We start from the raw sequence: 12,201 nt of genomic DNA on the forward strand, positions 1-12,201 counted from the left end.
AAAGGCATCCGCAGATGCCTCCTGGATTTCATCTGATGCTGCTCTTCCCCAACTGAAGACAGGGACAAGCAGGATCAGCAATCTACTTTTTAATTCTGGGATGCAGCCTGAATCGCGCCGTAAGCCCAGTGATCTGCAGATACATCCTTCCATCTCGATGCACCGGACAGATCAGGCTCGATCTTCACCAAACGATTCAGCAACGTGACGGCCTCTGCTCGCGTCACAGCATCGTTCGGGCGGAATGCTCCGTCTTGCGACACACGCATGACTCCCGTTGCCAATACATGTTGAACCGCCTCTCGGGCCCAGTGCGGTGTAATATCCGTAGCTTCGCTTGGCAAAGCTGCTGTTGCTTCAGATGCTTCTGTATTGACATCGGCAGCTGACTCTTGAATTGTCAAAATCCGCTCGATGATGACAGCCATCTCGGCACGTGTGATAGAGCGCCCTGGCATGAAATCACCCGCAGCATTACCACGCATATAACCTGCTGCTGTCGCCTTTGTAATGGCATCGCGGGCCCACTCCGCAACAGGCATATCCCGATACGATGAACTGAGCGTAGCTTCCTCGCTGTCTGAAGGTAATACGCGAGATAGCAATGCAGCCATTTCGGCACGTTGAACCGCCTGATTCGGTCTGAATGTACCGTCGGCATAACCTTGAATGTACGCTGAGGATTGGCTGCCATTCATGAGAATAATGGAAAATGTGCTGAACTTGGTGACTTCAAACTCAATTCCCGGTTGGTCTGTTCCATTAAACTTAACAAGTTTACCCTTAACGAGTTCCTTGGTCCCATCGCTATGTTCAATAAATACTTGCAGCTTGTGCAGTTCCTTCTGTGTCAGGTTCGTATCCCTGATCGGTAGCACTACTGTCACCGGACGACTGCTCATATTTGTCTCAATGGTCATTGGACGACCTATTAAACGGAAGTCGGAGGTATTGATTGGCTGTTCTACAATTAATGGATCCTTCTTAATTCGCTGCTCTACTACCTCACGCCCTGCGGCATCCTTGATCGGAACAAGGTGGAAAAATACGTCCGAGTCCAGTCCTTGCAAAGATTTCGCCGGAAGTTGCAGAGATGCGTTATCCGTTTCAATATACAGATTCATCTTCTCGTCTGCCATTAGTGCAGTAGACTTGGCAGGCAGCTTCACGTTCAGTTCAGATACCTCGTCCTTCTCATCCGGAATCATGATCCGGGCAATAGTCGAACCTGCCTTCTTCAGGGTTTCAATTGCACGAGAAGTCTGCTCGGCCGTCAGATTCACCTCGTCTTTTTTGCGTCCATCTGCCCCTGTTGTTCTTTCAATAATCGTTTCTGAAACAACGGCATTCGTGTTCCGTTCATTGGTCACATTAACGGTAATCTTCTCGGAAGTGCTTGCAGACGGTGATGGTGTTGACGAACCACCGGATGAACTTCCTGAACCGGACGAACCCGGATTGGATGGGGTTGTTGGTGTAACCGGTGAGCCCACGACTGTGATTTTGCCTGGTACAATCTGCTTGTTCATCTCAATTGCATCAGCATCCGTCACCGTAAAGTGTTCAGGCAGGGCCGTGTCGACAACCTGGACCGGATACTCTCCTGCAATAACATCGGAAGCCATCGTGAATTCGATGTTAAACAACTCCTGCGGGCTCTCGGATGCCGGAATGGGACTGAGCCCGCCATCCTCATCACTCCAGCCTACGATGAGTGATCCTGTTTCATTATTCACGTTATACTGTATTCCCGTTCTGTTACCTGTAACATCAGTAACCCGCATGGCTGCGGGATTGAACTTCAATCGTACCCCGTAAGAGCCGATTGGTTGATCAAGTGACACCGTATCGACCGATAGCGTTACCTTTTCACCTGCTTTTCCTTGTGCTGATCCAATGCCAACAGTTCCATTCCCGACTGGCTTTACATCTTCAAGCACAATGACTTGTCCAACTTGCCCGGTCACTTGAACCGGATCAATATCCCCTGTCCATACGCCCGTTTGCAGGGTTACTAAGCTTGGACCGATAACCGCATTTTCCTTAATCTTAAAATGAAGGGAATACAACTCCGTAGATTCATCGATGAATTGTTGAGTCATCATAGACACTTCAATGTAACCGGAAGCAGAGGTATCTTTGGTTAAATTTAATCCCTGATATTTTTCATAAGCCTGCTGGTTTACAACCTCGTCCCCTTCCACGAGTTCAAGCACAGCTGAATCGTAGGCAAAGGACAGCTCAGAGTGATAAAAAGCAAATGCTGAGCCTTTCGAATCATAAGACACAGGCACTTCGACGATATCTCCTGGTTTGCCAGATACTTCTCCGATATGAATGACAGGATCTACACTGGCCTGTGCCTGAGGAAGCCACGAAAAGATCATGGAAACCGTGAGCAGCATAGTCAGAAGCGCCTTCATGGATCGTTTGGATTTTGTAAATATTAAATGCCCCTTTTGGTTTGGCAAAATAGTCACTCCCTTCTGATATTATGAATTAATCCCCAAGTAAACGCCCATAATCAGCGCTGAATCCTTCGCATCCAGGACACCATCATCATTCATGTCCAACGCTTCAATCTGACCTGGTGTTAACGTGATTAAACCTTTGATATATTTATTGACCAATAAGGCGTCTGCCGGTGTGATTACACCGTCTCCATTGGCATCCCCTTTGATTCGCAACATGATCGTGACATCCACGCTATCCGAAAAGACAGTTCCATTCTTGGCCTGCCAGCCAAATGTTGTCTTGATCCCTGTAAAAGCTGAACCAGGAACAAAGGCCAATGTGTTCAACTCCGCAACAGGAATAACCTGATCCTTCACGACATCAACGCCGTTCAGCTGCAATTTGCCGTTGTCAGGCAAAGAGGAGATACGAATATCAGTCATGGGCCGATTCTCTGGATCAGCATAATTACTTTCAAAATCGGTGGATGTAAAGGTTACAGGCAGCCCTTGTTTAACCGTTTTGGAAAATGCACCAGCAGCCGGTTTAGGCGTATTATTCTGGCTGAGACCTAGAGTACGAGCAGAGGTTCCGTCTGCACTGAATACAACAATCCGGTCTCTCGCCGTATCAGCCATATATACTTCGTCTTCCGGTCCGAAGGCAATTTGATTATTGAGGTCAATCGGATATGACTCGTTCCCACTCACCCACGTACTCAGTACAGGGCGATCGGGATAAACAAAACCTTCGTAACCTGCATGCATGATCTGGTTCTCACTCACGACGTATACTTGTTTGTTCACTGAATCTAACGTAAGGTCTCCAAGCTTGTCTGTTGAATTTATTATACTGATGAAGGGGTAGAGATTAACTCCGCTCATATGTGTATACCATTTCTGATTTCCATCTCCAAGAATTACGCTAGAGTATTCGGTGTATCCCCCACTCGAACTTCCTGTCCATCTCAAGGTATCCAACGAAATGCTACTTAATATGACAGATCTCGTTGGAGTACTGTAGAGGCTATACATCAGTTCCACATAAGAATAAGCGTCCCTTTTGTACATAATTATATTTCGGATATAAGGTTGCTTATCCGCATCTGAATATCCGCTATATAGGGAAAGTGTACGCATAACATCTATAGCGGGCGCGTGTACGGTACCATCAGGATTAAAAATATGCACTTGTGCTGTTGCGCCTGATGCAGCAGCATAGATCAGTCCGTCGCTTCCCATAGTGACTGCCGTCAGATGCGGGACATCCATGGTCGACAGCACTTCGCCTTCCGCTGTAGCCCGAAGAACCCGATTGTTGCCGCTGTCTGCGATCAGCATCTCTGTTTCACCATCAGCCGTCTTATAGAACTCAATGTCTGTAGGTTGACTTACTGAAATGGACTCTGTTGCAGCAAGGGCTGATGAAGATGGAAAAGTCATGCTCGTGAGTAATGTAATGACAAGAGCAAGCACACTCCATCGTTTTCTGTTGACTCTTGCACCCCTTTTAGTGTGTGGACTCAAACCGTCTCCTCCTTAAAACTTCTGATTATGTTCATTAGCAATATAACAAGCAGCTCTTAACAATCACTGAACAGAAACATGTATGGATATCAAAAACAGGCATACCAAAAAACGACCAGACCAAACGGATGCCCGTTTAATCCCGTCGTTCTCTTTCAATCCTTTTCTCTCAGCATGATTTAGAAATCTGCAAATACCTGCTCAAAGCCTGCTTTCGACTTGGCAAACCGCGCCTCTACATCCATTTCTGATGCAGGTGCCAACACCTCCTGAGCCACGACACCGTTGTAGCCAATAACCATCAGATTTGTCAGAAAACCTTTCAGATCTATTACACCTTCTCCAGGATACAAGCGTTCTCCATCCTTCAATTGCTCGATCGGCAAATCATAGGCATCGTTGATATGCACATGAACAATCTGCTCTTTCTTCAGCTTCAACAGATCTTCCATGGGTAGACCATTCGTATGCCAGTGATAGGAATCTACGAGCAAACCTACGTTAGGCGCATGAATGGTTTCAATCCAATCCAGCGTATCCTCCACACGCCAGATAAACGGATTCTTCCATTGCGTCCGCAAGTGATGGCAACCAACAAACTCTAGCCCTAACTTAATCCCGTAAGCGTCCAGAATATCTGCGCAGAGTCTCAAGCGTTTCGTAGCTGCCGCCATAAATTGCGCTGCTGGCTGATCCGTTGAGGGTAAAATATACGTACAACAGCTGTAACAATTCAGCGAAGCAGAAGCTTCAGCCATGGCAACCAAAGATTGCAATCCCTCACGAAATTGCTCATCTGTTGTCCGCCACTCCACCGTTAGACCCGATGAACCGATAATGACCTGATTGCTATCCAGTAGTTGTTGCGCCCGCTCCTTACCATACGTTTCAATCAATGAGAGCGGATTCAAATCGACAGATCCGAAACCATACTTGGCCGCCTCTATGATATATTGTTCATCAGACTCGATGTTGCCCAGTCCCGCATTCGTTAACCCTCTAATCATGCCAATCTCCTCCTGTGACTCGTCTGGAATTACAGCTTGTTTATCATTTTATAATAACAGTACTCTCTCAAAAAGAAACCATCAAAAAGAGCGGCAACACGTTAAATTAACGTCATTACCGCTCTATCTTTTCTATCTTACACTTTCTAACGTATACCGGTTACGCGGAATCTCAAGTCCCAGATTCTCCCTTAGCGTCTCATGCTCATACTCCGTGCGGAACAGCCCTCGTTTTTGCAGAACCGGAACAACTAGCTCCACGAAATCTTCCAAGCCATTGGGCACCACGGTACGAACATTGAATCCGTCTGCCGCTTCGCCTTCAAACCATTCCTGAATCTGATCTGCGATCTGATCCGGTGTACCAATGAACGATGTACGCGGGGTAGACGCCAGCAATGCTACTTGACGCAAGGTCAGCTCCTGTTCGCGTGCCTGCTGCTTAATCTTTTCTGTTGTACTGCGGAAGCTGTTGCTGCCGATCTCCCCAATCTCGGGGAAAGGTTCGTCCAACGGAAACTGGGAGAAGTCGTAATGATCGAAGTAACGCCCCAGATAATTCAGCGCCTGATCCATACTCACCAGTTCGGCAATTTCCTGATACTTCTGCTCAGCTTCTTCCTCTGTTCTACCCACAATGGGACCGATGCCCGGGAAGATCAGGATATCCGTTGCCTGACGTCCATACGCCACTGCTCTTGCCTTCACATCCCGGTAGAACTCCCTTGCCTCCTCCAGCGTCTCATGTCCTGTATAGACGGCATCTGCCGAGCGGGCAGCCAGATCTTTACCAGATTCGGATGAGCCCGCCTGGAAAATCACCGGATGACCCTGCTTCGAACGCCCCACATTCAGGGGGCCCTGTACGGTGAAGTGCTTTCCTTTGTGATTCAGCGTATGCAGCTTGGCAGGATCGAAGAATACGCCCTGTTCCTTGTCCCCAACAAAGGCATCGTCCTCCCAGGAATCCCAGAGACCTTTGACCACATTCAGATGTTCTTCCGCAATTTCGTAGCGCAGCGCATGGTTTGGATGTTCGCCTTTCCAAAGTTCTGTGCCGATCCTTCCAAAGGTGAAGTAACCACGTTCCATCCAGCCCTCCCGCCGCTCAATTGATCCAGCGAAGCAAATTGCCGCGCAACCGTGAACGGTTCACTATAGGAAGTAGACAATGTAGCAACCAGCCCAATATGGGAAGTGGCCCCGGCGAGTGCGGACAGAAGTGTCATAGGTTCAAAGCGATTGAGAAAATGAGGATTGGACTTCTCGTTGATGAAGAGGCCATCTGCAATAAAGAGCAGATCGAACTTCCCTTTTTCCGCGATACGCACCTGCTTCTTGTAGAATTCCAGACTAACGCTCGCATTAATGGGAATATCCGGATGACGCCAAAAGGAGATACTGTTACCCACTCCGTTCAGATTAGCTCCCAATTTCAATTGTCGTTGCGACATATATATTCCTCCCTAAGTTGTAGTGATGACCATTCCGTTCGAATATCCTTTTATCTCATAGAGTTGTTTCGTTGTTTCGTCGTTTGGTCATTTCTTTATGCTGTTTCCGCCCGCTTCTGCTGTTGTCATGCTTAATCCGGGTTTACTCGCCTGTTTCACATCACTAACCCTGACTGTCCAAGCCGCTCCCAGCAATACAATCCCAGTAAATAGAAAAATAAACGGAATGCCGATCCATCCACCAAGGAAACCACCAATTAACGGTCCAAGCACGATACCGAATTGACTCGCCGTCTGACTCAGGCTGACAGCCCTCCCACGAAAATCATGGTCAGCATACTTGATAATCAGCGCATTAAGCGCCGGATAGACCGCGGCAAAGAACAGACCATACACAAATCGCAGGCTGCCAAAATAAATCAGATTCGTAGCTGTCATCTGCAGCAGACTGCCAATTCCGCCGCCGATCAGACCGATAAACAGTGTTTTCTCGTATCCGATCCTGCCACCAATCTTGCCCCAACGGGGTCCCATAATGACGGTTGCTACACCAATCGCCGAGAAGACAATGCCCGCACTAAGTGTTGCACTGCCGATATCTCCTCCAATCTGGACGACATAGAGTGTCAGCACCGGTTCAATGATGAGTACAGACGTTGAAACCAGCAGAATCAAACCGTAGATCCGCATCAGCCCGGGTGTGGAAGCTGCTCTTTTCAAGTCCCCTATGATCTTCGTCGGAACGATTGTACGAGCTTGTCGTGACTCCTTAACACCCAGGACCATTAGAGCCGCGATCAATGTAATCACAGCCGATGCAATGAAGCATCCTCGCAGTCCGATCCAGTGACTCAACACACCACCGGCAAGAGGACCAAGAATCCCGCCCGCAGCGCTGGCCGTGGAAATCACGCCAAGTGCGTAACCCACATGTTTCTCCGGAGTATTGGTGCCGATCAGTGTAATCGAGGCGGGATGAAAACCAGCCATGAGTCCCTGAAAGACCCTCACCGCGATAAACGTATATGGATCGTAAACAAAGAAGTTAGCCAGATGTGCAATGCCTAGCCCAACCCCTGAACGGACGAGCATCAGTTTGCTACCATATTTATCAGCCAGTGATCCCCAAAAGGGTGCGCATAATCCACTGATCAGAAAGCTGATAGAGATCGAAATACCGGACCAAGCCTCCAGGCCGCTCTGGATACCGAGATCATTTTGCAGGAATATAGGAAAGAACGGAACGGACAGCGAGTACGCCATATGATTGAAAAACAGGCCGAACCACAGAATATACAGATTTCGCTTCCATTGTGGCATCATGGCATTCTCCATACTATATAATTCCTATATAAAAAGTAGGTTATTATCCATATTAGGGTAACGTCATCGGAAAGTATAATAGAAAAGTTCAATAGACCCATTCAAGAATTAAATGAATGGGCTCTTCCTTTGTTTCGTATGGATTTTCGGGAACACCCATGGACTTTCACATCATCGGCGTAAACAAAATCCTCTCGTTAAGTGGTATGTTTTTCACTTCCCCTTCTGGTGAAACGTTTTTGTGGAATGAAGGTAGTTCGTACGAACATGGGAAATTTATGTTGAAACAACAAGTCAGTTCGTATAATATAAAATAAATAACTAGTTCTATAAATATAGAACTAAATACAGGAAGGAACTAAACTCTTATGAACTACACAGTAGAAGTTGATTTTGCACCAATTTATGAATGCGTAAGCACCCTGAGCGCTTTTATAAGTAAACAAAATCATACTAACCTGGATGCCGGGAAGCGATGGGTTCGTGATGTACAGGATCAATTCTCACCAGCCAAACTTCAACAAATGCGAGATACGATGAAAGCAACAGACAATTTCAGCCTTGCGCCATATATATGGAGCTGTTCAGGGGAACGTTCGGTGAATCACTTTTTGAATTGGCTTGAAGATTTGTCCTCAGGCCAATTGTATGACATCGCCGCTCGCTTTAAGTTATCTGTCCCCTCCAATCTGCCCGAATTGCGCAGTCGGACATCCGAAGTGCTACGAGAATGGGATGCTCAGTATTTTGGGCAGATTGATCCGGCAATTATGGAGGGACTCTTTTTGGAAGCTGAATCGAGACGTTCCGGTCTGAACGGGACGAATAACCAAGAAGTATACGAACAAGCTACACAGGGCATGAGGATATATCCCAACGATATGCTAAAACAAATAATCCTCATCCCTCAATATCATGCTCGTCCATTTGTCACCTCAGTGATCTTTGACGAGATGATCTTTACTAATTATTCTTGCGATATTCTGCCAACAGAACCGGGACGACCAGACCCTGGGTTACTGCGTCTAACGCGGGCCCTGTCCGATGAAACCAGACTGTTCATCTTACGACTACTGGCTGGTAAACAGCTGACCTTCACTGAAATTGTCCGTGAGGTTGGACTGTCCAAGAGCACGGTGCATTACCATCTAATAGCCTTGCGAGCAGCCGGACTGATTATCGTGCATTATGATTTCAAAAACACCGAATATAGCCTGCGCTTGGAAGCTCTGAACAACCTTCCACTGCAGATTGGAGCTTATATTGAAGGTTGAATTCATGCATTTCCTTCACCACAAATTGCACTATTCTATCATACGGAGGAATCATAATGCTGAAGCGAAGTTACTACGGTTTATTGGCTACTGTTACTCTTAGTTCTCTCGGTGATGTATTTGGTCTTTTGGCCATGGAATGGCTTGTTTATGAATTAACTGCCTCTAAGCTAGCCATGGGTGCTATGGCAATAAGCTTCAGCATTCCCGAGGTAGCTTTCCGGCTACTCGGATCACCGCTGTCCGACCGACTGCATCGTGGACGGTTCATGGCTGGACTGGCTACAGTACGATTGCTGGCTCTTTTGTTGCCACTAAGTATGGGTATTGCGGGCCAATTACAACTTTGGCATCTATTTCTCGCTGCATCACTTAGCGGAACTTGCTCCTCCCTATTTATGCCAACGGCCATGGCTGTTGTACCTGGCGTAGCTGGTAAACACAAACTGCTGCGGGCATTCGCAGTGATCGACGGCTGTCGAAATGCCGCTGCTTTGCTGGGACCAGCCTTTGCGGGAGCTCTAACGGCTGCATCCGGAGCGTTACCGACACTTGGCATCAATGCTATTTGCTACATTGCAGCCATCACCGCACTGCTCTATCTGCCCACAATGCAGAAACCAGCAGCTCAAGCATCTTTTTCTCGCAAAGCTTATATCCGAGATATTGGAGAGGGCTTCTCTTTTTATCGGCGATTCCCAGCCATGTTCTCGATTATGGTAATGGTTTCGATCAGCAATATGTCCTCTATAGCCATCTGGACCATGATGATTCCTTTTGTCCGCGAAGTGTTGAACCGGGATGCCGCAGCCATGGGCACTCTGACCACCGCTTCTGCATTTGGTACACTAGCAGGACTAGCTATTATCTCTTGGATGGGTGAAATCAAGAGACGACGCATGGTCATGCTGTGCAGCTTAGCTGCGATTGGGCTGTTTAACGCTTTGTTGGGGCTATTTCCGAGTTACCCATTTGCACTTATTGCCTTATGTGCCGCAGGAGCAGCAGGGCCTTTCTTCAGTTCTCTAAGCTCTTCGTTACATGGTACGCTTGTGCCTAGTTCTCTACAAGGCCGGGTTAATTCAATACGATTCCTGATTAGTGGAGGATTACAGCCCGTAGGCGCTTTTGCAGGTGCAGCGGTTGCAGAAGTCTATGGTCTTCCCTTCCTATTTCTGTCTTTAGGTCTTCTTCCTTTCATCTGTTCGATAGCTGCCTCATTTCTCCCGAACCTGAAAGATTTGAATGGCGATCTCGATACTCTACTACATAAGCCATCCAATAAAGTTCATACTACAAGCAGTTAATAACACTAAAAGCGCCGTCCCTTTTTATTGGAACGACGCTTTTGATGTGTGACAACGATAGCAGTTACCTCAAACATGCCATGATACAACATCTGTCCTCCACATTCCAAACATGCGGGATCGGTATCCTGACATAGATAATTATGAGATAAAAGCCCACTCTTCGCTTCTTAAGATTTTTTTCTATACTCTCCATTATTGCGTACATATGAAGTGAACTTGATTAAGCATGGTAATCATATTATTACTGCACTTGAACCGACATGAATAGATCAACCTCATCTTCACTTTCCAGCATAAATCCAAATCGTTCATACAATCGACGAGCAGGGCTTCCCTGCAATACATTTAAAGTAATCCGTTTCCCCTGAACTTCATCCTGTTCCAGCAACATATTCAGCACCTGAGTTCCTATTCTCTGACCTTGATAATCAGGATGTATGTAGAAATGTTCCAATAGGTATACCTCATCCTTGGGCTTCAATGCTACGCAACCTACCATTGATCCCTCCACTTCAATAATCCGCGTATGGACAGGATCAAATGTATTTCGGAAACGTTCACGCACTTTCACATCATCGTACCTTCCCAACCTGGTTAGATCATCGTATAATACCAACGCCCGTAAATCAGCGAGTTGCTCTTGGTCTGCCTGTACAGCTTGACGTATCGTTATTGGGTTCATTGATTGGATTCCTTTCCATTGAAGACACGCTAAATTTTGAATGTCCTATCGCACGATAGGGATAGACACTCAAAATCATACCTTTGGCAGCTGACTTGAGCAACAACGGATTTTAGAATGTATTATATTTTTCAAACTTAATTAACTCCTCAAAAAAATAAAAAAAGCCCAAAAAGGACCGTGCAGTCTTGCTTATACAAATAAGCAAATCAACAACCGTCCCTTTCGGAATGTACATTATTTAATAAAACTAAGAAGCATGTGAAACTTGTGCCGCATGTTGCACTGCTTCCAGACCCAATGCGAGCGCACCACACAGACCTGCATGTTGGCCTAATCCGGGCTGGACGATATATTGGTCCATATGTTGTGTGATTTGGGCTGCATTCACATAACCATTGAGATTCCGGATAACCCTCTCCCGGATCAGTGGAAACAGATGATCTTGCTGCATTACACCACCACCCAAGATGATCTTCTGCGGCGAATGAAGCAGGATGGCCGTGGTGATCGACTCCGCAATGTAAAAGGATTCGATCTCCCACGCCGGATGATTTGCCGGCAGTTCACTGCCAGGGATCTGCCAGCGTGCCTCAATGGCCGGCCCTGCCGCCATTCCCTCCAGGCAATCGCCATGATACGGGCAACATCCGGCAAAGTGATCGTCCGGATGGCGTCTTGTGCGAATATGTCCACCCTCGGGGTGTAACAATCCGTGTACTCGTTGGCCCCCTGCCACAATTCCGACACCAACGCCTGTGCCAATCGTGTAATATACACAGTTGTCCAGTCCTTGCGCCGCCCCCCACGTCACTTCACCCAGCGCGGCAGCATTCACATCCGTATCCCATCCGATAGGAACCGGAAATTCATGCTTCAAGGTTCCAACCACATTACAGTTCTCCCACCCTGGCTTAGGTGTTGTTGTAATATAACCATAGGTGGGACTATCCGGTTGCATATCAATCGGACCAAAGGAGCCAATCCCCATGGCTTCCACACCTTTATCCCTGAAATAGTCGATTACCTTGGCCAGAGTTGTCTCCGGGTGTTCTGTTGGAAAGCTGATCCGATCTTCTATGTGTCCATGCTCATTCCCTACACCACATATGAACTTCGTTCCACCTGCTTCTATGGCTCCGATACGCATCGTTCTGGGCTCCTTTCCTTC

The 12,201-nt window shown here is 47.1% G+C and carries 8 protein-coding genes and 1 pseudogene; 2 read left to right on the forward strand and 7 right to left on the reverse strand.

Features of this window, described 5'->3' with window-relative positions; translation table 11 throughout:
• Nucleotides 1–89: 89 nt before the first annotated feature.
• The 5 genes and pseudogenes from MKY85_RS22565 to MKY85_RS22585 form a co-directional block, all read right to left on the reverse strand.
• Nucleotides 90–2,471 carry an S-layer homology domain-containing protein gene (locus MKY85_RS22565; RefSeq protein ID WP_342570798.1) on the reverse strand — a complete coding sequence of 794 codons (2,382 nt, stop codon included), beginning with the start codon at nt 2,469–2,471 and terminating at the stop codon, nt 90–92.
• 21 nt (nt 2,472–2,492) lie between these two features.
• Nucleotides 2,493–3,980: a dockerin type I domain-containing protein gene (locus MKY85_RS22570; RefSeq protein ID WP_342570799.1), complete on the reverse strand. Its 1,488-nt coding sequence runs from the start codon at nt 3,978–3,980 to the stop codon at nt 2,493–2,495.
• Between the two features lie 179 nt (nt 3,981–4,159).
• Complete coding sequence (locus MKY85_RS22575) at nt 4,160–4,987, reverse strand: sugar phosphate isomerase/epimerase family protein (RefSeq protein ID WP_342570800.1); 828 nt, start codon at nt 4,985–4,987, stop codon at nt 4,160–4,162.
• A 132-nt stretch (nt 4,988–5,119) separates the two neighbouring features.
• Nucleotides 5,120–6,441 (reverse strand): annotated as a pseudogene (locus MKY85_RS22580) (LLM class flavin-dependent oxidoreductase).
• Nucleotides 6,442–6,528: 87 nt separating this feature from the next.
• The gene (locus tag MKY85_RS22585) at nt 6,529–7,764 is read right to left on the reverse strand and encodes an MFS transporter (RefSeq protein WP_342570801.1); all 1,236 of its coding nucleotides are present in this window, start codon (nt 7,762–7,764) and stop codon (nt 6,529–6,531) included.
• A 368-nt stretch (nt 7,765–8,132) separates the two neighbouring features.
• Here MKY85_RS22585 and MKY85_RS22590 point away from each other — a divergent pair, with 368 nt between their 5' ends.
• Nucleotides 8,133–9,038 (forward strand): winged helix-turn-helix domain-containing protein, encoded by a 906-nt coding sequence (locus MKY85_RS22590; protein ID WP_342570802.1) that lies wholly within the window; start codon nt 8,133–8,135, stop codon nt 9,036–9,038.
• A gap of 56 nt (nt 9,039–9,094) precedes the next feature.
• A complete protein-coding gene (locus MKY85_RS22595) occupies nt 9,095–10,345 on the forward strand; it encodes an MFS transporter (RefSeq protein ID WP_342570803.1) in 1,251 nt (416 codons plus the stop codon).
• Between the two features lie 244 nt (nt 10,346–10,589).
• Here MKY85_RS22595 and MKY85_RS22600 read toward each other — a convergent pair whose 3' ends face one another.
• A complete protein-coding gene (locus MKY85_RS22600) occupies nt 10,590–11,030 on the reverse strand; it encodes a GNAT family N-acetyltransferase (RefSeq protein WP_342570804.1) in 441 nt (146 codons plus the stop codon).
• A 250-nt stretch (nt 11,031–11,280) separates the two neighbouring features.
• The gene (locus MKY85_RS22605) at nt 11,281–12,180 is read right to left on the reverse strand and encodes an ROK family protein (protein ID WP_342570805.1); all 900 of its coding nucleotides are present in this window, start codon (nt 12,178–12,180) and stop codon (nt 11,281–11,283) included.
• Nucleotides 12,181–12,201 lie beyond the last annotated feature (21 nt).

The sequence above is a fragment of the Paenibacillus sp. FSL R5-0749 genome (assembly GCF_038595085.1).
Classification (GTDB): domain Bacteria; phylum Bacillota; class Bacilli; order Paenibacillales; family Paenibacillaceae; genus Paenibacillus.

What these genes read in the sequence shown, in the direction of transcription:
- MKY85_RS22585 (WP_342570801.1), bottom strand. Translation starts at nt 7,764, where the DNA reads ATGATGCCACAATGGAAGCGAAATCTGTATATTCTGTGGTTCGGCCTG.
- MKY85_RS22605 (WP_342570805.1), bottom strand. Translation starts at nt 12,180, where the DNA reads ATGCGTATCGGAGCCATAGAAGCAGGTGGAACGAAGTTCATATGTGGT.
- MKY85_RS22590 (WP_342570802.1), top strand. Translation starts at nt 8,133, where the DNA reads ATGAACTACACAGTAGAAGTTGATTTTGCACCAATTTATGAATGCGTA.
- MKY85_RS22595 (WP_342570803.1), top strand. Translation starts at nt 9,095, where the DNA reads ATGCTGAAGCGAAGTTACTACGGTTTATTGGCTACTGTTACTCTTAGT.
- MKY85_RS22600 (WP_342570804.1), bottom strand. Translation starts at nt 11,030, where the DNA reads ATGAACCCAATAACGATACGTCAAGCTGTACAGGCAGACCAAGAGCAA.
- MKY85_RS22575 (WP_342570800.1), bottom strand. Translation starts at nt 4,987, where the DNA reads ATGATTAGAGGGTTAACGAATGCGGGACTGGGCAACATCGAGTCTGAT.